The organism is Kitasatospora sp. NPDC048365, assembly GCF_043200835.1.
In the GTDB taxonomy this organism is placed as follows: domain Bacteria; phylum Actinomycetota; class Actinomycetes; order Streptomycetales; family Streptomycetaceae; genus Kitasatospora; species Kitasatospora terrestris.
The window spans coordinates 1-24,991 of sequence record NZ_JBICYJ010000050.1 but is presented as its reverse complement, the minus strand read 5'-3'; the positions used below and the strand labels follow the sequence as shown (position 1 = coordinate 24,991).

The window sequence follows — 24,991 nt, the reverse complement described above, 5'->3', positions numbered from 1 at the left end:
GTCAGAGCTGGTGGAACGGCAGGCCGGCGTCGGCGACCAGCTCGTCGGTGTGGTCCGGCGGCAGCAGCGTCGCACTGCCGTCGCTGACCGCGACCACGCCGAGGTCGAGCAGCTCGGCCATCGCGGCGCTGCCGGCCAGGTCGCGGACCTGCAGCTGGTAGCGGGCCGTGGTGCGGAAGGTGCCGCCGGAGTCGTCCGAGGTCTTCTGCAGGAAGCCCGAGTCGACCAGGAAGACCACCGCCTTGGAGACGATGCCGATGGTCGAGCCGGACAGCCGGCGGGCGTCCTTGGTCGCGCCGGTCGCGCTGCGCCGGGACCACACCCGCCAGGCGGCCTCCAGGCCGGGGGCGTCGCTGGCCGGGTCGGTGTTGGTGCCGTCCGCCTCGGCGCGCTCCTCCAGCCGGCGGCAGGCCTGGCGGACGAACGCGTCCACGCCGTTGACCGTGACCCGGCCGAGGTAGCCGTCGTCCGCGAGGTCCTCCGGGCGGGGGAAGGCCAGGGCGGCCACGGCGAGGTGCGCCAGGCCGTGCAGGAAGCGGTCGGTCGACTCGGAGGAGGCCCGGCGGGAGTAGTCGCCCATCCGGACGGCGAAGACCGAGTCCTCGGCGGCCGCCACCGCCATGCCGGCGCGCGGGGACACCTCCAGCACGACCAGGCCCATGCCGGTGGCGACGGCGTCGGCGAGCCGCGCGAACGGCGGGTCCTCGCGGTAGCGGCGGATCAGCTCGCCGTACTCGGCGTCCCGGGCGGGCAGCAGCTTGGCCTGCAGGCCGAAGGAGACCAGGCGCGACGCGTCCGCGACGTCGGCGGGCGTCAGCGGGGCCGCGACCTGCGGCTCCGCCGGCTCGTCAGTAGTGATCGTCACCGGATGGACTCCTTGCAGACGGAAGAAACCAGGGGCGCGCCGAGCACTCGCATCAGCTCGCCTCCTTGCGGGCGGCGGCCATGCCGACCGCGTCCAACAGGGCGCTGCCGACGATCAGGTCGGCACCGCCGAACTCGGGGTCGTCGAGGCGGGCGCCGTCGTCGACCGCGAACAGCAGGCGCTCCTCGCCCTGCCGGTACGCGGTGCCGACCGGCGGGCTGGCCGCGTGGACGGCGAGCAGCGCCACCAGGTACGGCAGGTCGGGGTCGGACCGGCGGGCCTCGGCGAGCAGGCCGGAGAGCCGTCGCGGCGCGTCGGCGGGCAGGTCGAGCAGTTCGAGCGCGGCCTCCAGCTGCTCCTCGGTGAAGCGGCTGTCGTCGGGGGTGGCGACCAGGTCGGGCTCCGGCAGCTCGGCGCCGAGGTGCTCGCGCTCGACCGGCGGGGTGAGCAGCAGGTCGACCAGGTCGGCGACCCGGACCGACACCGGCGTGCGCAGGCCCGTCCCGCGGGCGAAGAACGCGTCGGTCGGCCGCACCGCGTCCGCGACGGGCAGGACGAGCAGCGGGGCGAGCAGCTGCCCGTACAGGTCGATGCCGCTGCGGGCGGCGGGGGTGGCGAAGGCCTGCCGGTCCTGCTCGGCGCGGAACAGCGGGCCGGCCTCCAGCAGGCGGGTCTGCAGCTGGGTGTGGCGGCGGATGCAGTCCTTGACGATGTCGACGAGCTCGGCGGCGCGCCGCTTGTGCTCGGGGTCGGTGCTCTCGTCGCGGGCCTTGCGGATGTTGGTGAGGATCGCGTTCTCGTGCCGGTACCGGTCGGCGATGTGGTCGAGCGCCTCGTCGATCAGGTCGGGGACGGTCTCCATCCAGTCGACCGCGCGGACGTTGCGGCGGGTGGCCTCCAGGGCGCGGCGCAGCGTCTCGGCGTACTGCACGGTGCGGTACCGGGCCTGCTCGGCGGCGAGCTGGGCGTCGGCGAGCCGGCCGCGCCGGATCAGCACCTCCAGCTTGACCTCGGCGGCGATCTGCGCGGAGGTCACGTCGGTGTCGAGCGCGCCGACCAGGACGTTGACGGCCTCGTCGGTGGTGCGCAGGTAGACGCCGCCGTCGGGGCCCGGGACCTCCTCGATCAGCTTGAAGTCGTAGTCGCGCCGGGTGTAGAGCCCGTCCGGCCCGAAGGTGCCGTAGACGGCGCGGAAGCCGCGGTCGACCGAGCCGACGTTGATCAGCGACTCGAGCACCCAGCGGGCCACCCGGGCGTGCTCGGCGGCGGTGCGCTGCGGGTTCTGCGCGGCGATCCGGGGGTGCAGGCGGCCGAGCACTATCTCCCGGTCGGCGCCGGTGTCGAAGTCCATGTTGAGGGTCACCAGGTCGATCGCGGCGAGCCCGATCTCGGCCATGGTGTACGAGCCGTACTCGCCGGCCAGGTTGACCTTGCGACTGTCCAGGTCGTGCAGCGGCGCGGTGCAGGCCAGCGCCTTGAGCCGGCGGGCGAGGCCTTCGTCGGCGGCCGGGCCGGGTGCGGGCCGGTTGGGCTGGTCTGCGGTGACAGTCACGGTGGACAAGATTAGAGGTTCGCACTGACAGGTCCGAAAAGCCTGGTTTATCCGGGGCGACTCGACCCGCAGCACGCGTGTTGAACGTGTTCAGTTTCCGGTCTAGAGTCGAGCCGTCGCAGGTCGGGGTGGTCCCGGACCAGGGGGCGACACTGGGGGTTTGTCATGTCTGAAACACATCGGCGCATCCGTCGCTGGCTCTGGCTGTTCATCGTCTGCCTGGTGCTCAGCGGCCTGACCGCCTTCCCGCTCCAGTCCGAGACCCGCTGGCTCGCCGACCTGGTCCGGGGCGGCACGATCGGCGAGCACTTCCCGGCCCTCGCCACCGCCGCCGGCCACGTCCGCGACGGCATCGCCGACACCAACGAGCGGTACCCCTTCCTCGCGTACGGCACCGACTGGCTGGCCTTCGCCCACCTGGTGATCGCGGTCGCCTTCTGGGGGCCGCTCAAGGACCCGGTCCGCAACATCTGGGTGATCCGCTGGGCAATGATCGCCTGCGCCGGGATCATCCCGCTGGCCCTGATCTGCGGCCCGCTGCGCGGCATCCCGCTGTACTGGCGATTCGTCGACATGTCGTTCGGCGTGGTCGGGGTGGTGCCGCTGCTGGTCGTCCACCGCCTGATCCGCCGGCTGGAGTGGGCCCAGGCCGTCGAGAAGCCCAACGGGTTCACCACCGTCACCACCCAGCCCGCCCAGCCCGCGCCGCTGACGCAGCCCGCGCACTGAGCACACATACCGCACCACGAACGTCCGGGGAGGACCCCATGCCCTACACCGCATGGATCGACCACTTCACCGCCGAGAAGGCCCGCCGCGAACACCGCGGCGACCCCGACTGGCAGGCCGGGGCGAAGCTCCCCGAGACCGTCTGGCGCAGCCTGCAGAAGTTCCAGGTCGGCGAGGATGGCGACGGCACCAACCTGATCGGCAAGGCCGACCTCGCCGGGGACCCCTCCTACGGGGCGGCCGTGCGGATGTTCGTCGCCGAGGAGCAGAACCACGCCCGGCTGCTCGCCCGGCTGCTGGCCGCCGACGGGCGCGGCACGCTCGGCTCGCACTGGAGCGACGCGGTCTTCGTCCGGGTCCGGCGGCTGTTCGGGCTGCGGATGGAACTGATGGTCCTGATGATCGCCGAACTGGTCGCCGTCCCCTACTACCGGGCCGTCCGCGACGGCTCCGGCGACCCGCTGACCGGCGAGGTGGCCGGCCGGATCCTCGCCGACGAGCAGCGGCACATCCCGTTCCACCGCGACCGGCTGCGCGACTCGGTGGCCGAACTGCCGGCCGCCGTCCGCCCGGCGGTCCTCGCCGGCTGGCGGCTGCTGCTCCTCGCGGCGGGCGTCTTCGTCGCCGTCGACCACGGCCCGGCCCTGCACGCCCTGCGGATGCCCCGCACCCGCTTCGCCGTCGAGGTCGCCCGCTCCGGCGGCCCGGTCGCCCGCGACATCCTCGCCGCCACGGACGGCGCGACGGCCACCGCCACCGCCTGACACACCGTTGGACCGGGCCCCGGGCCCGGTGAAGGATCGGCGGCGATGACACTCCTGGTCCACACTTTCGTCCGCGAGGCCGACGGCAGCCGCCGCTTCCTCGACGATCCCGACTACGCCCGGACCATGGCCGGCTTCGAATCCACCCGGGACCGGCTCTGGGGCGCCGAGGCGGCCCGGGCGCTCGGCGCCCGCTTCCTCCCCCGACTCGACGGTGGCGACCTCTGCGTGGAGCACGAGGAGATCGCGGACTTCCTCGCCGAGTGCGAGAACCTGCGCCCGTACCTTCCCCGGCTCGCCACCGAGGGCGGCTACCGGTCCGACTACGTCGCCGAGCGCTTCGCCGACATCGTGACCGCCGCCCTGCGGGCCCGGACCGAGGGCGGCGGCATCATCGTCTGGTGACCAGGAGTCAGCGGCGGGCCGCGACCGCCTGCTGCTCGGTGTCGCCGTGCCAGGTGGGCCAGCCGAGCAGGCGCGGGCGTTCGGTGACCCAGGCACGGGTGTCGGTGCCGACCTCGGCGGTGACGAGGTCTTCCAGCAGCGCGCGGTAGCGGTCGACGAGCTCGCGGTGGGCGGGGTCGGCGGCCAGGTTGCGCGTCTCGGCGGGGTCCTCCGCGCGGTCGTAGAGGACGACGTCGTTGCGCGCGAACAGCGCCTCGGCGTCGGCCGGGCGGTTGGGGTCGAGCGGGGAGAAGTAGCGGCCGAAGGTGTAGCGGCTGTCGGTGTAGCCGCGCAGGAAGCCGCGCTTGGTCCAGTCAGGCCGCAGGTCGCCGGACTGGATCCGCCGCGGCGCCTCGGGATCGGCGAACTCGAACCAGAACGCGGCGTCCAGGGCCGTGACCGACTCGACGGCGGTGAGCACCCCGTCGCGGACCGTGCCGCCGTCCAGCACCGGACGCAGGGACCGGCCCTTGAGCGCGGGGTGACGGGTGGCCAGCTCGGACGCGTCGACGCCGGCGAACTCCAGCAGGGTCGGCGCGATGTCGACGGCGGAGGCGAGGGCCCCGGTGCTCGCCCCGCGCGGGAAGTCGGGGTGGCTGAGGATGAACGGGACGTGGAAGTTCTCGTCGTAGACCAGGCCGCCCTTCTGGCGCAGCCCGTGCGAGCCCGCCATCTCGCCGTGGTCGGAGGTGAAGACCACGACCGTGCGGTCCGCCTGCCCGGAGGCCTCCAGCGCGTCGAGGACCAGCTCGACGCTGCGGTCCACGTCACGGATCGCGTTGAGGTAGAAGTTGAGTCCGTCGTACCAGTGCCGGTCGTCGGCGACCGGGCCGAAGACGGTGTCCAGCATGCGCGCGAACTCGGCCACCGCCGGGGCGGCGCCGGACAGGTCGTCGTGCAGGCTGGCGGGCAGGTCGAAGTCCCAACGCCGCCGGTACACCGGGATGTCGGGGGCCGGCTTGGTCACGACGGCGTGGGCGAGCCCGAACGGGAGCTGGACCTGGGACGAGCCGCCGTAGTCGAAGCTCATGATGTCGTGCGGGTTGACGAAGTTGACCGCCATGAACCAGGGCCGGTCCGCCTCCACCACCGGGGCCCGGTTGCGCAGCCACTTCACGGCCTGCCCGGCGATCACCGGGTCGACCCTGAGCCCGGCCCAGGCGCCGCCGTCGATGTCGCCCCAGTCGTTGAACTCGCTGAAGCCGTAGGGCTCCAGGGCATCCGTGCTGGGTCCCGGGTTCTGTGGCGTGAGGTAGGCGTTGGAGAGGTGCCACTTGCCCTGGTAGGTGCAGTGGTAGCCGGCCGCGCGCAGCATCGTGCCGAGGGTGCCGAGCCGCGGGTCGAGCGGGCGGATGTACGGCATGTTGTCGTTGTCGTAGATCTCGGTGAGCGGCAGGTGCTGACCGGTGTAGATGACGGACCGGGCCGAGCTGCACATCGCCGAGGCGGTGTAGTACCGCTCGAAGGTGGTCCCGCGTTCGGCGATGCGCTCCCGGGCCGGCAGCGAGAAACCCTGCGGACGGGGAATCGTCGCGCGTTCCTCGTCGGTGACGATCATCAGGATGTTCGGACGACGTGTCATGGCCAGCGAATCTAGGCCCGCGGGTCCGCCGGGGGCGCGAGGACGCGGCCGACCTGGGCCGTCCGGGTGAGCCCGCGCCGGGCCGCGGTGCACACGCACCCGCTCACGGGCGCACCGACCAGCCCGGGGCCTCGGCGCCCAGGTCGAGGACGACGCGGAGCCGCGGCCCGGTGGGCGCGGCCTCGCCCGGGCGCCGGGGACGGTCGACGGCGACGAGGTCGAGGGTCACCTCCGTCCGGCCGCACCCGGCGACCGTGGCGTACCAGCGGGGGTGACGGTCGATCAGCCCGGCGACGAGCTCGGCGGGCGGTTCGGGGACGACCACGGAGGTGCCCGAGCCGGGCCACGCCACCGCCGTACCTCCGAGTACCGGCCGCCCGATCGCCGTCCGGGCGACGTCGGCCGCCGGCAGGTCGGCCTGCGCGGCCTCGACCAGCGCCGAGCCCGCCGTCAGCGCGAGCAGCCGGGCGAACAGCGCGGCGGGGAGCGCCGGGTCGGTGGTCTCGACGGCGAGGAAGCGGTCGTCGTGGCTGGTGGCGTAAAGCCGGGAGTCCGCCAGCGCGGGCAGCACCGGCCGGTCGAAGACGGCGGTCCCGAGGGTGAGCGCGAGCTCGTCCAGCCGGTCCGGGGTCGGGACGGCGGGCAGGTCGAGCAGGCCCAGCTGGTACGGCGACCAACTGCCGTCCAGCAGCAGCGGCAACGCCGTACTGTCCAGCACCAGCAGTTCCGTGCCGAGGACGGTGGTGCCGGCGGCCCAGTCGCCGAGGCGGTGCACGACCGGGTGGCCGATGCCCTGCTCGGCGGCGATCCGCGAGGCGTCCCACTGGCGGAGGTCCTCGTCCAGGAAGCTGACGGTCGCCAGGTCGGTCACCACCGCCTGCGGACCGGCCGCCGCCACCAGCAGGTCGACCGCCTCGGCGATCCCGACGGGTGCCGCGTCGACCGTCCACGAGCCGTCCTCGGCCCGCACCTCGAAGCTCAGCGGGAAGACCCCGTACGCCATGTCGCCACTCCCCCGAAGAACCGGAACGCCCCTGCGCCGCGTCCTCGGCAATGATCGCGTACCGGCGTTTGTAAAACCTCGTGCACGCTTGATCCGGGGGCGCGTTCGGGGTGTCGGTCAGGCTCTACGATCACCAGCAGGATGCGGTGGAAGGCGGGCGCGGCGTGACCGATGCGGTGATTGACCTCAATGCGGACCTCGGCGAGGGGTTCGGGCGCTGGACGCTGACCGACGACGAGGCGCTGCTGTCCGTGGTCACCAGCGCCAACGTGGCGTGCGGCTTCCACGCGGGCGACCCGTCGACCATGCGGCGGGTGTGCGCGCTGGCCGCCGAGCGCGGCGTGCGGATCGGCGCCCAGGTCTCCTACCGCGACCTGGCCGGCTTCGGCCGGCGGGCGATGGACGTCCCGCCGGAGGAGCTCGCCGACGAGATCGCGTACCAGATCGGCGCCCTGCAGGTGTTCGCCCGCGCGGCCGGCTCGCGGGTGTCCTACGTCAAGCCGCACGGCGCGCTGTACAACCGGGTGGTGCAGGACAACGAGCAGGCGGAGGCGGTGGTCTCGGGCGTGCTCCGGGCGGGTGCGGTCTGCGACGGCCCGCTGCCGGTGCTCGGCCTGCCCGGCTCGCGGCTGCTGGCGGTCGCCGAGGGCGTCGGACTGCCGGTGGTGGCCGAGGCGTTCGCCGACCGGGCGTACACCTGGGCCGGCACGCTGGTGCCCCGGCGCGATCCGGACGCGGTGGTGCACGACCCGGAGGCGGTGATCGCCCGCGCGGTGGGCATCGCCCGCGACGGCGCGGTGACCGCCGTCGGCGGCGAACCGGTCGCGGTCGAGGCCCGCTCCCTCTGCGTCCACGGCGACACCCCGGGCGCCGCCCAACTCGCCTGGCGCGTCCGCGGCGCCCTCGCCTCCGCGGGCGTCCGCGTCGAGCCCTTCGTCTGACAGTCGGCCGTCACCACGGCCGGTTCTCACCCTCCGACCTCGTTGCCGGGCCCACGGGCTGACGGGTTGTCAGTGGGTGGGCGTAGCGTCCGCGGGGACGGACCGAACGGACGGAGGACGGCTGTGGAGTCGTGGGTGCAGCGGGTCGGAGCGGTGACGCTGTTCGTCGAGGACCTGGCGGAGGCGCGGCGGTTCTACCAGGAGGTGTTCGAGCTGCCGGTGATGTTCGAGGACCCCAACTCGACGGTGTTCGACTTCGGCGGGTTGCTGATCAACCTGCTGACGACGGCGGCCGTTCCGGAGTTGATCGAGCCGGCCGGGCTGGCCGATCCGGCGGCCGGGGCGCGGTTCCAGCTGACGCTGAACGTGCCGGACGTGGACGCGGTGTGCGAGCGCCTGGCGGCGCACGGGGTGAAGCTGCTGAACGGTCCGGTGGACCGGCCGTGGGGCATCCGCACCGCGGCGTTCCGCGACCCGGCGGGGCACATCTGGGAGGTGGCGGGCTGAGCGGTCTCAGTGCAGCGGGACGATGTCCGGCGCGCCGAGCCGGGCCGCGTCGGCGGTGACGTCGTCGGGCTGCCGCTGCGCCTCGAGTTCGGCCTCGACGCGCTTGCGGTAGTGCTCGACCTCGTTGGCGAGCTGCTGGGCGTCCCAGCCGAGCGGGCCGGCCATCAGGGCGGCAACGGTCTCGGCGGCGGCCACGCCGCGGTCCCAGGACTCGATGGAGGACCTGGTCCGCCGGGTGAGGACGTCGTCGAGGTGTCGCGCGCCCTCGTGGGTGACGGCGTAGACGGCTTCGGCGAGCAGGTAGTCGTCGGAGCCGGGCAGCGGCTCGCCGAGCGCCGGGTCGGCCTTGACGATGTCCAGCAGCTCGCCGATCAGTGAGCCGTAGCGGTGCAGGAAGTGTTCGATCCGGGCGACGTGCAGGCCGGATTCGGCGGCGAGGTTCTGCCGCCGGTTCCACAGCGCCTGGTAGCCCTCGGCGCCGAGCAGCGGCACGTCGTGGGTGACGGACGGGCCGGGGCGGGCGCCGTCCAGGGTGCGTACGGCCTCGTCGACGGCGTCCTTGGCCATCACCCGGTAGGTGGTGTACTTGCCGCCGGCGATCACCACCAGCCCGGGGACGGGGTGGCCGACCAGGTGTTCGCGGGAGAGCTTGCTGGTCTCGGCGGCGTCCCCGGCGAGCAGGGGGCGCAGGCCGGCGTAGACGCCTTCGACGTCGTCGCGGGAGAGCGGCGTGGAGAGCACCTCGTTGACGTGGTCGAGCAGGTAGTCGATGTCGCTGGAGCTGACCGCCGGGTGGTTCTTGTCCAGGTCCCAGTCGGTGTCGGTGGTGCCGATCAGCCAGTGCCGGCCCCACGGGATGACGAACAGGACGCTCTTCTCGGTGCGCAGGATCAGCCCCGAGCGGGCGTTGATCCGGTCCCGCGGGACCAGGATGTGCACGCCCTTGGACGCACGGACGTGGAACTGCCCGCGGTGGACGGCGAGCGCCTGGGTGTCGTCGGTCCACACGCCGGTCGCGTTGATCACCTGCTTGGCGTGCACCTCGAACTCGCGTCCGGTCTCCAGGTCGACCACCACCGCGCCGGTCACCCGCTCGCCCTGCCGCAGGAAGCGCGCCACCTTGGTCCGGTTCGCCACCAGGGCGCCGTACGCGGCGGCGGTGCGGACGATGGTCATGGTGTGCCGGGCGTCGTCCACCTGCGCGTCGTAGTACTGCACCGCGCCGACCAGCGAGTCGGGGCGCAGCGCGGGGAACTCGCGCAGCGCGTGACGGCGGCTCAGGTGCCGGTGGTGCGGCAGGCCGCGCGAGGTGCCGGAGGTGGCGCCCATGGTGTCGTAGAGCAGCACGCCCGCGCCGACGTACGGGCGCTCCCAGACCCGGTGCTTCAGCGGGTACAGGAACTTCACCGGGCGGACCAGGTGCGGGGCCAGCCGCTGGATCAGCAGGGCGCGCTCCTGCAGTGCCTCCTTGACCAGCCGGAAGTCCAGCATCTCCAGGTAGCGCAGCCCGCCGTGGATCAGCTTGCTGGAGCGGGAGGACGTCCCGCTCGCCCAGTCGCGGCTCTCCACCAGGCCGGTGGTCAGGCCCCGGGTCACGGCGTCCAGCGCGCAGCCCGCGCCGACCACGCCGCCGCCGACCACCAGCACGTCCAGTTCGGTGCCGGAGCCGAGGGCGGTCAGCGCCTCCTCGCGGGCCCGGGGTGACAGGGCGACAGGCTTCACGGCGACTCTCCTCGCGGTGGCGGCGGACGGGCGGCAGCTTCAGTCGACGGCCCGGCGGCGGGGACGTCAACCGCTGGGCCGGTGTCAACCGCCGTCCGGGCTCCGCGGGTAATCCGTTTGCGCCGCCGGGGTCGCGGTTGGTGTGCTCGCCGGATGGACGACGTACGACTGGTCACCGAGCGGCTGGTGCTGCGCCGCTTCACGCCGGCGGACCTGGACGCGCTGGCGGAGCTGCACGGCGACCCGGAGGTGATGCGCCACCTCGACGACGGGCGCCCCGTGCCCCGGGGGACGGTGGCGGACCGGACGCTGCCCGCGCTGCTGCGCGCGTACGAGGAGCTGCCGGCCGGACTGGGCTGCTGGGCGGCGGTCGAACGGGGTGCGTTCGTCGGCTGGTTCTCGCTGCGGCCCGCCACCAGCGTCGGCCTGGAGGGTGGGCCGGACGGCGGCCTGGAGATCGGCTACCGCCTGCTGCCCTCCGCCTGGGGCCGGGGGCTGGCGACGGAGGGCGCCCGGGCGCTGGTCCGCTCCGCCTTCACCGAGCTGGCGGCCGAGCGCGTGGTGGCCACCACGATGGCGGTGAACACCGCCTCCCGCCGGGTGCTGGAGCGCGCCGGGCTGCGGTACGAGCGGACCTTCCACGTCGACTGGCCGGACCCGATCGAGGGCGCCGAGCACGGCGACGTGGTGTACGGGCTGACCCGCGAGGAGTGGGCCCCCGTCCACCGGATCACCCCGGCGCGGCCCGTCGCCTCGTGGCCGGAGCGGCAGCGGCTCGCCGAGACGGTGGTGGAGCTGGTCGACGGGTGGCTCACGGCGGCCGGGGTGGCGGAGCTGCTGGTCGACAGCCCGATGGCGGAGGGCTTCTTCGACTTCGTGCCGTGGTACCGCCGCGCCGAGGCCTGGCCCGAGGGCTGTCACGACGGCGCGCGGGTGGACCGGGCGACCGCGCTGGAGCTGCTGCGGACGATGCTCACCCGCGAGGGCGGCTGGTGTCGGCTGCACACCGGGGACGGCTTCTTCCTGCACGTCGGGGAGGAGGACGACCTTTACCTGGGAGGCGGTCCGGCCCCGGCCGGGCGCGAGGGGCTGACGGTCGAGCGGGTGGAGGGCTCCCTCTACGCCCCGGAGTCCGACGTGGCACAGCCGCAGCCTGCGGCGGCGGGCGGGTTCTGGGTGCGGCTGCACCTGCTGCTCGCCGAGCGCGGCCCGGTCCTGCTGGAGGAGGAGTACGTCGCGCACGCCCGCCGCTGGCACCGGCTGAGCTGGGCGGCGGACGTGGCGAAGGTGCGGGCGATGCTCGCGCCGCGGGCCCGGCTGGCCGTGTGGCCGGACCTGAGCGAGGACCTCGCGGCGGTCCGGGATGCTGTGCAGGTGGTGGAGGGCGTGAACCTGCTGGTCCAGCAGGAGCCGGACGGGCGGTTCCACCAGGAGATCGCCGAGAGGTGGATGGGCCGGCCGTCGGGCCGGATCCCCGACCATCCGGGACGGCGGGCCGGTCTGGTCCCCCTGGAGCCCACCGGGCGACGGCCGCTGCTGGCCGGTGTCTTGCCCGACGCCGACGGCGTGGTCCGGGCGCGGCGGCGCACCAATCCCACTCGGGCGGACCGGCGGCGCGCGGTGCTGGGCTCGCTGCGCGAGGGGGATGTGGTGACCGGCACGGTGGCGACCGGGCTGCACGACATCGCCGTGCGCGTGGACCTGGACGGCCCGTGCGGGGAGTGGCTGGGCTGGCTGCGGGTGCCCGAGATGTCCTGGGAGCACTTCGACTCGCTGGACGAGGTGGCACCCGTCGGAGGGCGGGTCTCCGCCAAGGTCCTGCGCGTGGACTGGGCGTTCGAACGAGTCGATCTGTCGATGAAAGCCCTGCGACCGGATCCCTGGATGCGATTCGCGCTCGACCACCGGACCGGTAAGCCGATCCGGGGCGAAGTCGTCCACGTCTATCCGTTCGGCGTCATCGTCCGGCTGGCGCCCGGGACAACCGGGATGCTGCCGGACCGGACCGTCGAGCCCGGGGCGGAGATCACCGTGGTCCTCCGCGAGATCGACTGGGCCCGGCGGAGGATCCGGCTCGGGCCGGCTCACTGAGCCAGGTAGCCGCCGTCGACGGGGAGCACCGCGCCGGTGACGAACGACGCCTCGTCGGAGGCGAGGAAGAGGATGGCGGCGGCGACCTCGGACGGCTCGCCGAGCCGGGCCATCGGGTGCAGGCGCTCGATCGCCTCCAGGTACTCGGGCCCGCCCGGTTCGTCGGACAGGGCCCGGACCCGGTCGGTGCGGATGGTGCCGGGGGCCACCGCGTTGACCCGGATGCCGCGGGCCGCCCACTCGACGGCCAGGTGCTTGGTCAGGCCGGTGGCGACGAACTTCGCCGGCCCGTAGACCGCCTGGTCCGCCTGCCCGGCGAGGCCGGAGATCGAGGACAGGCAGACGATCGACCCGCCGCCGTCGGCCGCCATCCGCTCGATCGCGTACTTGCAGGTCAGGAACATGCCGCGGCCGTCGACGGCCATCACCCGGTCCCAGTCCTCGGGGGTGGCGTCGAGCACGTTCTTCAGCGGGATCACCCCGGCGTTGGCGACCAGGACGTCGATCCGCCCGTACGCGTCCACGGCGGCCTCGATCATCGCCCGCGCGTCGGCCGGCTCGGCGACGTCGCCGACCACCGTCCGGACCTCCGCGCCCGGGAGGCGCAGGCCCTCCAGCGCCGGCCCGTCCACGTCGGTGAGGACCAGCCGCGCGCCCTCGGCCGCGAACAGTTCGGCGGTCGCCCGCCCGATGCCGCGCGCCGCCCCCGTGATCACCGCTGCCTTGCCCGCGAGCCGTCCGCCGCTCATCCGCCCCTCCCGGGTGCCGTCCGGCCACCAGGATGGCCCGCGCGCCGCCGCGACCGGCGGATTGTCACCGGTTCAGGTGGTGCCGCGGACGCGGACCACGCCGTCGGGGTCGGGCAGGACGGCGACGAGCGGCGGGCCCGGTTCGTGGGGGACCGCGGCGACGCGGCGGGTGCCGGCGAGTTCGGCGGCGATGTCCTGCGGGTCCTCCGGGTCGATCCAGCAGGTGGTGAGCCGGCCGTCGGCATGTTCGCGCAGGACGCGGTGGTGGTTCTCCGGGTCGAGCCCGCCGAGGACGGCGTCCTGGTCGGCGCTGAGCGTGTCCGGCCAGAGCGCGAGGAGTGAGCGGGGCGCGAGGCCGGCGCGCACGGCGTCCACGGTGTCGGGGGTGAGGCGGTGCCAGCGCGCGGCACCGCCGGCGAACCCCTCTTCGAGCAGCTGCACCTCCCCTGCCGCGACCGCACGCCGTACGCGCTCCCAGAACGCGCCGTCCGCGGGCGGCTCCGGCGTGCTCCCGTCGGGTGCGGGGGCGTACGGCGATTCGGTGAGCGGTTCGGGGAACAGCCCGAGCTCCTGGGCGCGGCGCACGCCCGGCTCGTACGGCCCGGTGGTGCCGATGTACATGTACAGGTCGTAGCCGACATGGACGAAGAACCGGTCGTCGGCCTCCAGACGGCACCACGCGCCGCTCTCCCGCAGCATCACCCGGACCAGCTCGACCGCGGTGGCGAGGTCGACTTCGGCGCCGTCGTGGAAGGCGGCCGGCTCGGGGAAGAGCCCGGCGAGGCCGTGGCCCTCCAGCAGCGGGCCGAGGCCGAAGTGGACCAGGCCCGACAGGCCGGGGTCGCGGACGGTCAGCCGGTCGATCCCGGCGGCCCGGGCGAAGGCCGCGAGGGTCTCCAGGTAGGCGGCCTCGATCGGGCCTTCGTCGCAGGCGGAGTCGAGCGAGCCGGTGTAGAAGCCGCGCTCGTCGCGGTCGGCGGGGTCGTACTTGGTGACGCGGTGGACGCGGATCTCGGGCACCGGAACACGGTAGGCGGTCGGCCCTCCGGGGTCATACCGGATTTTGACCATGCGGGAAGATCTCCGGTCATCTCGACCGACTATCATCGAGCCGCGCCGGACGGTGCTCTGCGCCGTTGCGCGTCGTGGCCGGGTGTCGGCGCAGCACGCCCCAATCACGACGACGGGAACGGTCCCCATGCACTGCGAGCGACGGATACCCCTGGCGGGTGCCCGGTGATCAGCTGGTTCCACGCGGCCGTCCTCGGCCTGATCCAGGGGCTCACCGAGTTCCTGCCGGTCTCCTCCAGCGGCCACCTGCGGGTCTTCTCCGCGCTGCTGGGCTGGGACGACCCGGGGGCCGCGTTCACGGCGGTGACCCAGCTGGGCACCGAGTCGGCCGTGCTGATCTACTTCCGCAAGGACATCGCCGCGATCGTCTCGACCTGGGTGCGCTCGCTGTTCAAGCCCGCGCTGCGCAGCGACCCGCACGCCCGGATGGGCTGGTTCGTGATCGTCGGGACGCTCCCGATCGGGATCCTGGGCAAGATCTTCCAGGACACCATCGAGACCGAGCTGCGCGACCTGCGGATCATCGGCACCACGTTGATCGTCTTCGGCGTGATCCTGGCGGTCGCGGACCGCACCCGGGCGATCCGCAACGCCCGCACGATCGACCAGTTGACCTTCCCGCACGCCCTGATCTACGGCGCCGCCCAGTCGCTGGCCCTGATCCCGGGCGTCTCCCGCTCCGGCGGCACGATCAGCGCCGGCCTGTTCCTCGGCTACAGCCGCGAGGCGGCGGCGCGGTACTCGTTCCTGCTGGCGATCCCGGCGGTGCTCGCCTCCGGCGTGCTGGAGCTGTTCAAGATCGGCGAGGGTCCGGCACCGGCCTGGGGGCCGACCATCCTGGCCACCCTGATCGCCTTCGCGATCGGCTACGCGGCGATCGCCTGGTTCCTGAAGTACATCTCGCACAACAGCTTCATGCCGTTCGTGATCTACCGGATCCTGCTGGGCATCCTGATCATCGGCCTGGTGACCGGCGGCGTGCTGGCGCCGAACGCCGGCGCGGTCCACTGACCCGGCCCTGAACGCCCGAAGGGCCCGTCCGCACTCGGTGCGGACGGGCCCTTCGGGCGTTCAGGTCAGCGGGCGGCGCGGCGGCGCCAGACCAGCAGGCCGGTCAGTACGGCGGCGGCCGCGATCACGGCGATCACCACGGTGCCGCCGCCCGAGGACTTCTTCTCGGCGGGAGCGGCCGCGGGCACCGGCGCGGGCGCGGCGGCCGGGCTGCTCGCCGCCGCCGACGGCGAGGCCGACGCGGAGGCCGCGGCGGACGGCGAGGCGGCACCGGCCGCGGGCAGCGGGGTGGCGCCCGGCGCGGCGGCGGTGAGCGTGAGGACCGGCGCCGGGTGCTGCGGCTTGCTGCCGTTCTGCGGCACCTCGATCCAGCGGTCCACCTGGCCGTCGGAGTAGGTGACCAGCGACTTGAACGCCAGCTCCTTGGCGTCCGGCAGCTGCCGCACCTTGATCTTGTACGCGGCGTTCGTGCCCGGCGCCAGGGCCGGACCGGAGACGGTGTACCCGTCGGCGGTCGCGGCGAACGCCCAGCCGGTGGGCGCCTCGGCGAGCGTCACGTCGGAGCCGGTCAGCCCGGCCGGCAGCGCGACCTTGACCTCGGTGATGCCGGCGGTGGACGACTCGCCCTCGGCGTCGAAGGCGACCACCGCGCCGACGGCCAGCGCCTGCGGCGTGGCGGACTCCACCTCGACGTGGGCGGACGCCGGACCGGCCACCAGGACGGCACCGGCCAGCACGGCCGTCGGGATCAGGGCGCGGGCGACAAGGCGGGAACGCTGCATGGAAGCCGACCCTACAGGCTGGCGCGCGCCCCGAGGCGGGAAGCGGCGGGTATCAGCCCCGGGTGAGTCGTCCCCGTACGGCCTCGTGCACCTCGGCCTCCTCGGCGGGATCCGCCGCGAGCCGGCGCAGGCGCTCCAGCACCCGGATGTCGCCCGTGGTGGTGACGTGGCGGGCGGCGAGCTCCCGGGTGGACTCCTCGCAGTCCCAGAGGCACTCGACCGCCGGGCCCTGCCCGAAGTGCGGGTCGGTGATCGACAGCGCCTGTGCGGCGCGCCCGCGCAGCTCGGACGAGACGGCCTCGCCGTACACGTGGCGCAGCGCGGGGACGGCGGCGGCGGCGGCCAGCCGCCCCGCACCGTCGACCAGGGTGCCGAGTCCGGCCCCGGTCACGCCGCGCACCGAGATCCAGTGCCGCAGGCCGGCGACCACCAGCGGGCCGTCGCACGGTTCGCCGGCATCGGCGAGCAGCTGGACGGCGGCCTCGCCGAGCGCGCTGTCGGCACCGCCCGTCCCCGGGTCGGCCCAGGTGCGGGCGCGGGCGAGGGCCTGCGGCCCGCGCATCCGGCCGAGCAGTTCCAGGGCGGCGGCCACGACCCGGCAGTCGAAGTCGGCGGCGGCCGTCTCGATCAGGTCGGCCACCGCCTCGTCGCGCTGTTCGACGAGGTACCGCAGGGCGGCGATCCGCGCGCCGGGCTCGTTGCCCGCGGCGGCGTCCAGCAGCAGCGGGCGGTCCTCGGAGCGGACCACGGCGGTCAGGCAGCGGGCGGCCGCGGCGGCCCGGCGGACCAGGGCGGAGGAGCCGCCGCCGGCCGGGTCGGCCTGGTCGGCCCAGGCGAGGACGTCGGCGGTGGACCAGCCGGGGGTGACGCCGGGCCGGTTGAGTTGGCGTTGCCACAGGTCGAACGGTGACTGCTCGCTCGCGGCGGCGATCCGGGGGTGGTGCGCGGCCCACAGCCGCCAGGGCTTGGGCTCGTACGCGGAGCGGATCACCTCGCGCAGCTCGGCGTCGCCCTCCGGGCCTTCCGGGAAGCGGGCGAGCACGGCGGGGGCGAGGGCGAGCAGCGCGGCGTCGTCGTCGCGCAGGGCGAGTTCGTCGAGGGCCCATGGCCAGTTGCTGCCGGTCGCGGTGTAGGCGCGCAGCAGGTCGAGGGCGTCGCGGCGCCCGTAGGCGGCGAGGTGGCCGAGGACGGAGAGGGCGAGGCCGGTGCGGGCGTCGTCGTCGTTCTCCAGGTCCTCGACGGAGTTGAGGTGGAGTTCGAGGCCGGTGAGGGGGGCCTCGAGCTCCATGTAGAGCCGCGCGTAGTACAAGGAGCGGTTCTCGACCTGCCAGTCGGCGCGGGGGTCGGCGGTGACGCAGGCCTCGACGGCGGCAATGGCCTCGTCGCGGTCTGCTGCCAACGCATGCAGCTGCCCGTCACCGCGGCCTCTCTGCAGGAGGCCGAGGAGGCTGGCGCTGGGCGCTATCACTGGCTCGAACATGAGGTCAGCATCCGTTGCGGCGGTCGTCGAGGCAACGGGATTTCCGTCGCCGGGGTCGGTCGGTGCAGCTCAGGCGCCCGGGCGCCGGAATCACCGAAGGTTACCGCCTGGGGGCCCGATCCGCACACAGGGCGACCGGATCCGGGGCCGGAGGCGGACCCTCCGTACCGGATCGGCATATTCCCCTGGAAACCCTTCCCCGCGATCCTCACATTCCACTCGAGCCGGCACGGACACGGACGAGACGGCACTGACACAGAACTGTCACACCAGGCGGCGGCACTGTCACACCAGGCGGCGGCGCTCCGGCATCACCGAGTCGATCTCGTCCCGCAGCTCGGCGACGGCCGGCACGCCCTGGTACCGGCCGGAGAGCCGGTACATCTCGCGCAGCCGGTCCCAGGTCCGCATGGACGAGGTGTGGCTGATCGAGGCGAGCGCCAGCTTGGCCTGCACCTGCGCCTCGTCCGGCTCGCCGGAGATCCAGTAGACCGAGGCGAGGGTGATCCGGTCGAGCAGCGCGGAGCGCTCCCGGCCGTCCTTGGGGCGCAGCTCGATGGCGAGCCTGGCGTGCCGCTCGGCCAGCCGGGCGGCGCCGGGGTCGTGCTCGGCCAGGGTCCGGTAGACCAGGGCCTGCATGCCGTGCAGCTCGGCCTCGTTGAAGAGCTGCATCCAGCTGGGCGGCGGCTCCTGGGCCTCCTGGACGAACAGCTCCTCGGCCTCGCCGAGCACCCGGCGGGTGGCCTCGGAGCGGCCGAGCGAGGCCTGGGCCCAGGCCTCCACGGTGTGCAGCATGGCGCGGGTGCGGGGCAGCGCGCGCTCGCCGGCGCTGGCCTGGGCCAGGCGCATCAGCTCCAGCGCGTCGTCGGCCCGGCCGAGGTGGAGCATCTGGCGGGCGGCGCGGGAGATCGCCTCGCCGGCCCGGGGCCGGTCGTCGGCCTCCTTGGCGGCCTGCGCGGCGATCACGAAGTAGCGCTGGGCGGTGGGCTCCAGGCCGACGTCGTGGGACATCCAGCCGGCCAGCACCGCCAGGTTGGCGGCGACGGTCCAGAGCCGGCGCTCGACGGCGGGGGCGTGCTGGTGGGTGAGCAGGCCGCCGACCTCGTTCAGCTGGCCGACCACGGCCTTGCGCTGGAGGCCGCCGCCGCGGGAGGCGTCCCAGGCACGGAACACCTCGACCGAGTGTTCGAGGGCGGCCACCTCGTCGTAGCCGACCGGGCCGGGTTCGTAGACGTCGATGACGGGGGCGGGGCCGCCCTGGGTGATCACGTGGCGGGGGCCGGGACGCCCGGCCGCGTACGCCACGTCCTCGCCGGTGAGCCAGTCGTGGAGGTTGTCGGCGATGACGGCGCCGGCCGCGAGTGCGGCACCCGCGCCGACCAGACCGCGTCGGTTCAGCATGAGGTCCATTCCCGTGAACTCGGTGAGGACCGCGGCTGTCCGATCCGGCGCCCAGGGCGACGGCGGCGACGATGTGGGGGTCGTGCCGGACCTGGTGGGCCGGTGTCGTTCCAGACCGAGGTCTTCTGTGGTGACGACACGGCCGAGCCGCTCCGTGAACACGGCGGCCAGCACCCGCGGCACCGGATCGCGGGGGATCTCCCCCTGCTCGATCCAGCGCCGCACCCGCGAGGTGTCGGTGGACAGCTGCTGCTGACCCATCGCCGCTCCTCGGCGGTTGACCAGCCGCGCCAGTTCGCCCTTGGACCAACCGGTCAGGGCGAAGAGGTCGGCGAGTCTGGTGTTCGGCCCCTTCGATGTCACGTGAAGCCCCCAGGTTCCTCGGCTGATTTCGACACTAATGGCTCTGTCACATGCCACGCGACCATTCGCCAGGGTTCGCCAGGGTCCGCTACGTGGTGTGCCAGTGGCGATCCGGTGTCAGGTAGGAATGCGCCACCTCGACCCCGGGTCCGGGAGGCCGGAGACAGGCCCCATTGTTCACCTGACGGCCCGTCAACGGTTCCGCCCCGTACTCGGACCGAGGGGTGGCGCGCCAGGGTGGCGCGCAGGCATCGGGCATGGCGCGGCAGTCGCGCCGACCGCATTCCCCAGGGTGCGGACGGCACGGCGGACCGCTTCCGTGCCCGGCGCCCGCACCCCACCCGACCTGCCCGGTACCTCACCACCGGGCGCACCGCATCACCGCCGTCGGCCAGGAAGGGACCCTCACCACCCCATGTACTCCTCAGCCAGCACCGGCGCCCGCCCGTCGACCACCGCCATCACCCCCAACGACGGAGGCACCGCGCGCCACACCCTCGGCCAGGCCAGGACCGGCCTGCGCCCGCCCACCGCCGCCGGCGGCCGTCCCGCGCCGCGCTCCACCGAGCTGCGCGACCCGCGGGCCCGCACCAGCACGCTGGTGACCCGCCCGGTGGAGCAGGGCCTGCGGCCCGGCATCGGCCGGCTGCCGGCCGGCCGGCAGCCCGAGGCGTTCGTGGACCGCATCGACCCGGCCACCCTGCAGACGCCCGCGGTGCGCGCCGTGCTCGCCAACATCGCGCGGATATGTCCCGCCTTCCTCCCCCGCCAGGTGCTGCGGGAGGGCAGCCGGCACATCCTCGTCGCGGGCACCATCGGGCGTGCTCCGGTGGTCGCCAAGTGCCTGGCGCCTGGCGCCCTGCGCAGCCCGCAGGCCGAGCAGCTGGTCGAGCGCTTCCACCACGAGGTGGCGGTGTACCGGGCGTTCGTGCGGCACCGTCCGCCGGTGCGGCTGCCCCGGCTGGTGGCGGCCGACCACGACCGCTGCGTGCTGGTGCTGGAGCGCGTCCCGGGCCGGCCCGCCTCCCGCGAGCGCCACCCGGTGAACGCGCCCACCCCGGGCGAGGTCCGCGCGGTGCTCGGCGCGGTGCGCACCCTCAACCTGTGGCGCCCGCCGACCGACGTGTTCGGCAAGCCGCTGGACTACCAGCTGGAGGTCGCCCGGTTCCACTCGGTCGGCCTGCTCACCGACCGGGACGCCGGCGACCTGCGCGGCCTGATGCACGGCCTGGCCTCGGTGCCCTGGCAGCTGTGCCACGGCGACGCGCTGCTCGGCAACATGCTGCTCGCGCCGTCCGGCCCGGTGCTGCTCGACTGGGAGCAGGCCGGCTGGTACCTGCCCGGCTACGACCTGGCGGTGCTGTGGAGCGTGCTCTCCGGCGACACCGCGGCGCGCCGGCAGATCAGCCAGCTCGCCCAGTCCGGCGGAACGATGGCCCGGGACGCCTTCCTGGTGAACCTGGTGCTGGTGCTGATGCGGGAGATCCGGCTGCACGACGTCCCGGGGGCGGGCGAGGAGCAGCGGATCATGATCCGTCGGCTGTACGACGACGCGGCGCTGGCCCGCCGGGCGGTCCGGGCGGCCGTCGGCACCCGCTGAGCCGACTCAGCGCCGCAGCAGCGCGCCGGCCCCGAGCCCGTCCAGGACGGTGTCCTCGGGGGCGGCGAAGGCCCGGACACTGAGCACGTCGCGCAGGTGCCGTTCCAGCGGGTGGCGGTGGCTCAGCCCGGCCACCCCGGCGAGGGTGACGGTCTGCTGGACGGCGGCGGCGGCCGTCCGGTCCACCAGCAGACGGCCGGCGGCGGTACGGCCGAGGGCAGCGGGATCCGCCTTCTCCACCCGGACGGCCAGACCGTTGAGGAGTTCCTCGGCCCCGATCAGGGAGCATTCCAGCTCGCCCAGGCTCCGGCGGTGGCGCTCGGCCCCGCCGGCCTGCGCCGCGACGAGCCGGACCAGCCAGTCCTGCGCCGCCCGCGCGGTGCCCAGCTGGACGGCGGCGAGCGCCAGGTCGCGCCAGGCGGCGGTGGTCCCGGCCTGCTCGGCGGCGGTGTCGACGGGCGCGAGCCCGACGGCCGCGTCCCGGGCGACCCGGACACCGTCCAGGGTGACCTCGTGCGCGGCGGCGGCCCGCAGGCCGATCAGTTCGGGGCTGGGGTCGATCTCCAGACCGGGGCTGTCGCCGCGGATCAGGAACAGGCCGCGCCGCGGCTGCGGCTCGGTGGTGCGTGCGTCCACCACCAGCCAGGCGAGCGCCTCGGCACCGGGCACGCCCGGCAGACGCCCGGTCAGCAGCCAGCCCTCGCCGTCCCGTTCGGCGCTCGCGGTGAAGGCGCGGACGGTGGCGACCAGGGCCGGGCCGCGCCGCGACTCGGTGAGCAGTCGCCGGTAGAGCCCGGCCGGCCAGGCGGAGGTACGGGCCTGCTCGGCGTGGAGCAGCAGGGTCTGGGCGACGAGCAGCGCGACCGAGGCGTCGCCGCGGGCCAGCGCGGCCAGCAATTGGACGGTGTCCAGCAATCCGAGGCCCGGTCCGCCGTAGCGCTGACCGACTGTCAGGGAGAGCAGTCCGGCGCCGTGCGCGGCCTCGACGCCCTGGTACGGGAAGGTTCCGTCGCGGTCGTGCTCACCGGCGCGGGCGGCCAGCAGGTCGACCACCCGGGGCAGGCCGGTGAAGGCGGTGAGCGCGGTGTCCGGCGCGGGCACGGCGGTGGCGGCGGTCTTCGTCATGGCCGCGGTCAGCCCTGCTTGAACATCTCCGCCGGCAACGGCTTCAGCAGTTGGTAGAGATCGTCCGAAATCGGCCGGTCCCAGGAGGCGATGGTGACCTGGACGCCGTCGCTGCGGCCGAACTGGGAGCAGTACAGCCGCTCCTCGCTGACCTTGACCTTCTTCACGATCAGCAGGTCGTCGCCGAGCATCACGGGGAAGTCCTCGGCCGAGACGAAGTCGACCTGCTCCTCGCTCTCCAGCGCCTCGAGCAGCTGGCGGACCTCGAAGGGCACGCCGTCCTCGGACTCCCGGGCGGGCGAGCCCTCCGGCAGGTTGCCGATCAGCATCGCCGGGCCGCGACCGCCGAGCAGGTCGTAGCGCAGGAAGATGCCCTGGCAGGAGCCGTCCGGGCCGGTCATCATCATGGCCCCGAAGTAGCCGGGCCAGTCGCCCGGGTCCATCGCGAGCACGTCGAAGTCCGGGCCGACGGGGGCGCCGGAGCGACGGCGGAGGAATGACATGACACCATCGTACGTGCCGGGTGCAGACCGGCCGACGCGCGGGTCCGCGATCAGGCCGAGATCTACGCTCAGGGACCAATGTTGACTCTGAGCAACCGTCCGGGCTACGTTCGGTTCAGCACGACGACCGCTGTGGACTCGGTCCACCGGGGGGTGGTCTGTCGCACGCGTGCAGTTGCGCGCTGTCCCTCACTGTGCACAGAGTCGTGCGAACCACCCGAGTACTTCTGCAACGATGCACACCACAGGCCAGGTTCGCGTGGGCCCTCAAGCCCGTCGCACGCGCGGACCCGGCCCGGGGAACACCAACGCGTGGGGGCGTGTGGATCCCGGGCCACCCGGCCCCGCACGGTCGAGTAGCTCTCGACGTCGGGGCCAGCTCCCGCAGCGACGGGCTTCGCACCTCGGTGCGGCCGGGCAGGGAGTGCCCGTCCTCGGCGCCGTCGACGGGCAGCACAGCGGGCGCCGTGCTCGACCGCGTGGGGGCGGTCGGCACGGCGTCTGCCTGCTCTCACTGTGGTCCCGGCCTTGTCGAAGAGTCAACAAGTTTCTGACCATCAGAATTCATTTGTGACCTCAGTGCACGCCCAACCGTCATCTGTGGTTCAGGTCGGGTCGAACTCCCCGTCCCGGGCGCCGAGGACGAAGGCGCGCCACTCCGCCGGGGTGAAGATCAGCGCAGGCCCGGACGGGTCCCGCCCGTCCCGCATCGCGATGTAGCCCTCGACGAAGGCGATCTGGACCTCGCCCTCGCCCTGGCTGCCGGAGCGCCACTCGGCGCCGGTCAGGTCCAGCTCCACCTTGCCGCGGGCGGCCGTGTCGGCGGTCATCTCCTGCTCCTCCCGATCGTTGCGAAGGCCCAGCCAACCACGCCCCCTCCCCCGAACGGCGCAATCGACGCCGACTCGCTCCCGCACGGGGGGATTTCGCCGATCCGCCGACGGCGCCCGACCTGCTGTGCTAGGGCGTGTCTGGCCGCGCGCGCCGGGCAGGCTGGGAGAGTGTGGGAGCCGCACCAGCCTCCGCAGCGACAGGCCCGAGGGAGCAGCCGATGGACCGCCGGGACGGAACCCGCGCCGACGTCATCCCGATCACCACGGCCCCCTCCGCACCGCACCCCGCCCGGCCCGCCGACCGGCCCGCGCCCAAACCGGCCGTCCCCCGACCCACCAGGCCGGCCGGGCACGGCCGGGTCGGGGTGCTGCTGGTCTCGCACAGCGCGGAGGTCGCCGACGCCGTCCGCGACCTGGCGCTGGCGGTGGCGAACACCGACAACCCCGCGCCGGTGGTGGCCACCGGGGGCTCGATCGCGGACGGGCCGGGCACCAGCGCGGTGCTGATCGCGGCCGCCGCCCGGCGGGTCGACCAGGGGCACGGGGTGGCGGTGCTCTGCGACCTCGGATCCGCGGTGGACACCGTGCTGGCGCTGCTCTCCGAGGCGGACGAGCACGGGCTGCCCTTTCCGGTCAGGTTCGCCGACGCGCCGTTCGTGGAGGGCGCGGTGGCGGCGGTGGTCACCGCGACCGCCGGCGGCGACCTGTCGGCGGTGCTGGACGCGGCGGAGGAGATGTACCGGCAGCGCAAACGCTGAGTTTCGGCCCCGGCGGAGCGGCCGGTCGATACGATCGCCGTATGGCCAAACTCGGCCGTGTTTGGGGGGAGTTGTCCGTATGCGTGTCGTCGTGACCGGCGGTGCCGGTTTCATCGGAGCCAATCTCTGCCGGGCCCTGCTGGCCCGTCCCGAAGTGACGGAGGTACGGGTCCTCGACAACCTGTCCACCGGACGGAAGTCCAACCTCGACGGCCTGGCCGTCACCTTCCACGAAGGATCGATCCTCGACCGGGAGCTGCTCGACGAGGCGTTCACCGGCGCCGACGCGGTGGTCCACCTGGCCGCCCTGCCCTCGGTGCCGCGCTCGGTCGCCGATCCGCTGGCCAGCCACCACGCCAATGCCACCGGCACCCTGGAGGTGCTGGAGGCGGCCCGCCGGGCCGGGGGGCTGTACGTGGCGGCGGCGTCCTCGTCCTCGGTGTACGGCGCCAACCGGGAGCTGCCCAAGCGCGAGACCATGCGCACCGTCCCGATGAGCCCCTACGCGGTCTCCAAGCTCGCCACCGAGTCCTACCTCGGCGCGTACCACCACTGCTACGGCACGGGGGTGCTGCCGCTGCGGTTCTTCAACGTCTTCGGGCCGCTGCAGCCCGCCGGGCACGCGTACGCGGCCGTGGTGCCGGCCTTCCTGGACGCGGCGCTGGACGGCCGTCCGGTGACCGTGCACGGCGACGGCGGGCAGAGCCGGGACTTCACCTACGTCGGCACGGTCGCCCAGGTGATCTCCGAGGCGGTGGTGCGCCGGGTGGTGAGCGCGGATCCGGTCAACCTCGCGTTCGGGACGCGCACCAACCTGCTGGAGCTGATCGAGCTGATGGGCGAGGTGCTCGGGCAGCCGGTGGAGCGCGCGCACGTCGACCCGAGGCCCGGTGACGTCCGGGACTCGCAGGCCGACAACGCGCGGCTGCGGGAGCTCTTCCCGCAGGTCGTTCCGGTGCCGCTGCGGGAGGGCCTGGAGCGCACGGCGGAGTGGTTCCGGACGATCCAGGTCCGGGTGCCCTAGGTGTACTGACCACGGAGGTTGGTGACGGGGTTCACGGCGGTGTGATCTTGAAATGAGTGAGGGCCTTCTGGCCAGGTGTGGATTGCGACAT

Annotated in this window: 23 protein-coding genes; 10 read left to right on the top strand and 13 right to left on the bottom strand. The window is 73.9% G+C overall.

Translation table 11 applies throughout. The features are described 5' to 3' along the window. Position 1: 1 nt before the first annotated feature. Complete coding sequence (locus tag ACGFX4_RS34825) at positions 2 to 865, bottom strand: hypothetical protein (protein WP_393083330.1); 864 nt, start codon at positions 863 to 865, stop codon at positions 2 to 4. Positions 866 to 917: 52 nt separating this feature from the next. Further along, complete coding sequence (locus ACGFX4_RS34820) at positions 918 to 2,417, bottom strand: hypothetical protein (RefSeq protein WP_393083327.1); 1,500 nt, start codon at positions 2,415 to 2,417, stop codon at positions 918 to 920. 165 nt (positions 2,418 to 2,582) lie between these two features. On the opposite strand from ACGFX4_RS34820, the gene ACGFX4_RS34815 reads away from it, so the two are divergent. The 3 genes from ACGFX4_RS34815 to ACGFX4_RS34805 are packed head-to-tail and all read left to right on the top strand — an operon-like array spanning position 2,583 to position 4,315. Next, entirely contained in the window at positions 2,583 to 3,146 is a 564-nt protein-coding gene (locus ACGFX4_RS34815; protein WP_393083325.1) for a hypothetical protein, read from the top strand. 38 nt (positions 3,147 to 3,184) lie between these two features. Next, a complete protein-coding gene (locus tag ACGFX4_RS34810; RefSeq protein WP_393083322.1) occupies positions 3,185 to 3,910 on the top strand; it encodes a ferritin-like domain-containing protein in 726 nt (241 codons plus the stop codon). A 45-nt stretch (positions 3,911 to 3,955) separates the two neighbouring features. Then, positions 3,956 to 4,315, top strand: a complete 360-nt coding sequence (locus tag ACGFX4_RS34805; RefSeq protein WP_393083320.1) for a hypothetical protein — start codon at positions 3,956 to 3,958, stop codon at positions 4,313 to 4,315. Positions 4,316 to 4,322: 7 nt separating this feature from the next. Here ACGFX4_RS34805 and ACGFX4_RS34800 read toward each other — a convergent pair whose 3' ends face one another. Beyond that, positions 4,323 to 5,936 (bottom strand): sulfatase-like hydrolase/transferase, encoded by a 1,614-nt coding sequence (locus ACGFX4_RS34800; protein WP_393083317.1) that lies wholly within the window; start codon positions 5,934 to 5,936, stop codon positions 4,323 to 4,325. Positions 5,937 to 6,039: 103 nt separating this feature from the next. Beyond that, on the bottom strand, positions 6,040 to 6,939 hold the full coding sequence (locus ACGFX4_RS34795; RefSeq protein ID WP_393083314.1) for a hypothetical protein: 900 nt from the start codon (positions 6,937 to 6,939) through the stop codon (positions 6,040 to 6,042). A 164-nt stretch (positions 6,940 to 7,103) separates the two neighbouring features. Between ACGFX4_RS34795 and ACGFX4_RS34790 the strand changes: the two genes are divergently transcribed. Both ACGFX4_RS34790 and ACGFX4_RS34785 read left to right on the top strand, forming a co-directional pair. Beyond that, positions 7,104 to 7,880 carry a 5-oxoprolinase subunit PxpA gene (locus tag ACGFX4_RS34790; RefSeq protein WP_345696126.1) on the top strand — a complete coding sequence of 259 codons (777 nt, stop codon included), beginning with the start codon at positions 7,104 to 7,106 and terminating at the stop codon, positions 7,878 to 7,880. Between the two features lie 123 nt (positions 7,881 to 8,003). Further along, entirely contained in the window at positions 8,004 to 8,387 is a 384-nt protein-coding gene (locus ACGFX4_RS34785; RefSeq protein WP_393083310.1) for a VOC family protein, read from the top strand. Between the two features lie 6 nt (positions 8,388 to 8,393). On the opposite strand, the gene ACGFX4_RS34780 is transcribed toward ACGFX4_RS34785, so the two are convergent. Then, on the bottom strand, positions 8,394 to 10,109 hold the full coding sequence (locus tag ACGFX4_RS34780) for a glycerol-3-phosphate dehydrogenase/oxidase (RefSeq protein WP_393083307.1): 1,716 nt from the start codon (positions 10,107 to 10,109) through the stop codon (positions 8,394 to 8,396). A 153-nt stretch (positions 10,110 to 10,262) separates the two neighbouring features. On the opposite strand from ACGFX4_RS34780, the gene ACGFX4_RS34775 reads away from it, so the two are divergent. Beyond that, entirely contained in the window at positions 10,263 to 12,200 is a 1,938-nt protein-coding gene (locus ACGFX4_RS34775; RefSeq protein WP_393083304.1) for a GNAT family N-acetyltransferase, read from the top strand. Here the strand turns inward: ACGFX4_RS34775 and ACGFX4_RS34770 are convergent. Next, a complete protein-coding gene (locus tag ACGFX4_RS34770) occupies positions 12,194 to 12,949 on the bottom strand; it encodes an SDR family NAD(P)-dependent oxidoreductase (protein ID WP_393083301.1) in 756 nt (251 codons plus the stop codon). The two genes, ACGFX4_RS34775 and ACGFX4_RS34770, sit on opposite strands and share 7 nt — an antisense overlap. Before the next feature lie 72 nt (positions 12,950 to 13,021). Next, the gene (locus tag ACGFX4_RS34765; protein WP_393083298.1) at positions 13,022 to 13,969 is read right to left on the bottom strand and encodes an RNA-binding protein; all 948 of its coding nucleotides are present in this window, start codon (positions 13,967 to 13,969) and stop codon (positions 13,022 to 13,024) included. A 219-nt stretch (positions 13,970 to 14,188) separates the two neighbouring features. On the opposite strand from ACGFX4_RS34765, the gene ACGFX4_RS34760 reads away from it, so the two are divergent. Then, the gene (locus ACGFX4_RS34760) at positions 14,189 to 15,031 is read left to right on the top strand and encodes an undecaprenyl-diphosphate phosphatase (RefSeq protein ID WP_393083409.1); all 843 of its coding nucleotides are present in this window, start codon (positions 14,189 to 14,191) and stop codon (positions 15,029 to 15,031) included. A gap of 65 nt (positions 15,032 to 15,096) precedes the next feature. On the opposite strand, the gene ACGFX4_RS34755 is transcribed toward ACGFX4_RS34760, so the two are convergent. The 3 genes from ACGFX4_RS34755 to ACGFX4_RS34745 all read right to left on the bottom strand — a co-directional run bounded on the left by ACGFX4_RS34755 (position 15,097) and on the right by ACGFX4_RS34745 (position 19,057). After that, complete coding sequence (locus ACGFX4_RS34755) at positions 15,097 to 15,813, bottom strand: DUF1775 domain-containing protein (RefSeq protein WP_393083295.1); 717 nt, start codon at positions 15,811 to 15,813, stop codon at positions 15,097 to 15,099. Between the two features lie 52 nt (positions 15,814 to 15,865). Next, the gene (locus ACGFX4_RS34750; RefSeq protein WP_393083292.1) at positions 15,866 to 17,293 is read right to left on the bottom strand and encodes a HEAT repeat domain-containing protein; all 1,428 of its coding nucleotides are present in this window, start codon (positions 17,291 to 17,293) and stop codon (positions 15,866 to 15,868) included. A 285-nt stretch (positions 17,294 to 17,578) separates the two neighbouring features. Next, positions 17,579 to 19,057 (bottom strand): hypothetical protein, encoded by a 1,479-nt coding sequence (locus tag ACGFX4_RS34745; protein WP_393083289.1) that lies wholly within the window; start codon positions 19,055 to 19,057, stop codon positions 17,579 to 17,581. 415 nt (positions 19,058 to 19,472) lie between these two features. On the opposite strand from ACGFX4_RS34745, the gene ACGFX4_RS34740 reads away from it, so the two are divergent. Then, complete coding sequence (locus ACGFX4_RS34740; protein WP_393083286.1) at positions 19,473 to 20,657, top strand: aminoglycoside phosphotransferase family protein; 1,185 nt, start codon at positions 19,473 to 19,475, stop codon at positions 20,655 to 20,657. Positions 20,658 to 20,663: 6 nt separating this feature from the next. On the opposite strand, the gene ACGFX4_RS34735 is transcribed toward ACGFX4_RS34740, so the two are convergent. The 3 genes from ACGFX4_RS34735 to ACGFX4_RS34725 all read right to left on the bottom strand — a co-directional run bounded on the left by ACGFX4_RS34735 (position 20,664) and on the right by ACGFX4_RS34725 (position 23,115). Further along, complete coding sequence (locus tag ACGFX4_RS34735) at positions 20,664 to 21,782, bottom strand: acyl-CoA dehydrogenase family protein (protein ID WP_393083283.1); 1,119 nt, start codon at positions 21,780 to 21,782, stop codon at positions 20,664 to 20,666. Between the two features lie 8 nt (positions 21,783 to 21,790). After that, on the bottom strand, positions 21,791 to 22,285 hold the full coding sequence (locus ACGFX4_RS34730) for a hypothetical protein (protein ID WP_393083280.1): 495 nt from the start codon (positions 22,283 to 22,285) through the stop codon (positions 21,791 to 21,793). A 605-nt stretch (positions 22,286 to 22,890) separates the two neighbouring features. Continuing rightward, a complete protein-coding gene (locus ACGFX4_RS34725) occupies positions 22,891 to 23,115 on the bottom strand; it encodes a DUF397 domain-containing protein (RefSeq protein WP_393083277.1) in 225 nt (74 codons plus the stop codon). A 368-nt stretch (positions 23,116 to 23,483) separates the two neighbouring features. On the opposite strand from ACGFX4_RS34725, the gene ACGFX4_RS34720 reads away from it, so the two are divergent. Next, complete coding sequence (locus ACGFX4_RS34720; protein WP_393083406.1) at positions 23,484 to 23,876, top strand: PTS-dependent dihydroxyacetone kinase phosphotransferase subunit DhaM; 393 nt, start codon at positions 23,484 to 23,486, stop codon at positions 23,874 to 23,876. Positions 23,877 to 23,955: 79 nt separating this feature from the next. Further along, positions 23,956 to 24,900, top strand: coding sequence for an NAD-dependent epimerase/dehydratase family protein (locus ACGFX4_RS34715; protein ID WP_393083274.1), 945 nt, complete (start codon positions 23,956 to 23,958; stop codon positions 24,898 to 24,900). Positions 24,901 to 24,991: the final 91 nt, after the last annotated feature.

What these genes read in the sequence shown, in the direction of transcription:
- ACGFX4_RS34725 (WP_393083277.1), bottom strand. Translation starts at nt 23,115, where the DNA reads ATGACCGCCGACACGGCCGCCCGCGGCAAGGTGGAGCTGGACCTGACC.
- ACGFX4_RS34740 (WP_393083286.1), top strand. Translation starts at nt 19,473, where the DNA reads ATGTACTCCTCAGCCAGCACCGGCGCCCGCCCGTCGACCACCGCCATC.
- ACGFX4_RS34770 (WP_393083301.1), bottom strand. Translation starts at nt 12,949, where the DNA reads ATGAGCGGCGGACGGCTCGCGGGCAAGGCAGCGGTGATCACGGGGGCG.
- ACGFX4_RS34755 (WP_393083295.1), bottom strand. Translation starts at nt 15,813, where the DNA reads ATGCAGCGTTCCCGCCTTGTCGCCCGCGCCCTGATCCCGACGGCCGTG.
- ACGFX4_RS34795 (WP_393083314.1), bottom strand. Translation starts at nt 6,939, where the DNA reads ATGGCGTACGGGGTCTTCCCGCTGAGCTTCGAGGTGCGGGCCGAGGAC.
- ACGFX4_RS34775 (WP_393083304.1), top strand. Translation starts at nt 10,263, where the DNA reads ATGGACGACGTACGACTGGTCACCGAGCGGCTGGTGCTGCGCCGCTTC.
- ACGFX4_RS34735 (WP_393083283.1), bottom strand. Translation starts at nt 21,782, where the DNA reads ATGACGAAGACCGCCGCCACCGCCGTGCCCGCGCCGGACACCGCGCTC.
- ACGFX4_RS34750 (WP_393083292.1), bottom strand. Translation starts at nt 17,293, where the DNA reads ATGTTCGAGCCAGTGATAGCGCCCAGCGCCAGCCTCCTCGGCCTCCTG.
- ACGFX4_RS34715 (WP_393083274.1), top strand. Translation starts at nt 23,956, where the DNA reads ATGCGTGTCGTCGTGACCGGCGGTGCCGGTTTCATCGGAGCCAATCTC.
- ACGFX4_RS34810 (WP_393083322.1), top strand. Translation starts at nt 3,185, where the DNA reads ATGCCCTACACCGCATGGATCGACCACTTCACCGCCGAGAAGGCCCGC.
- ACGFX4_RS34800 (WP_393083317.1), bottom strand. Translation starts at nt 5,936, where the DNA reads ATGACACGTCGTCCGAACATCCTGATGATCGTCACCGACGAGGAACGC.
- ACGFX4_RS34805 (WP_393083320.1), top strand. Translation starts at nt 3,956, where the DNA reads ATGACACTCCTGGTCCACACTTTCGTCCGCGAGGCCGACGGCAGCCGC.
- ACGFX4_RS34730 (WP_393083280.1), bottom strand. Translation starts at nt 22,285, where the DNA reads ATGTCATTCCTCCGCCGTCGCTCCGGCGCCCCCGTCGGCCCGGACTTC.
- ACGFX4_RS34815 (WP_393083325.1), top strand. Translation starts at nt 2,583, where the DNA reads ATGTCTGAAACACATCGGCGCATCCGTCGCTGGCTCTGGCTGTTCATC.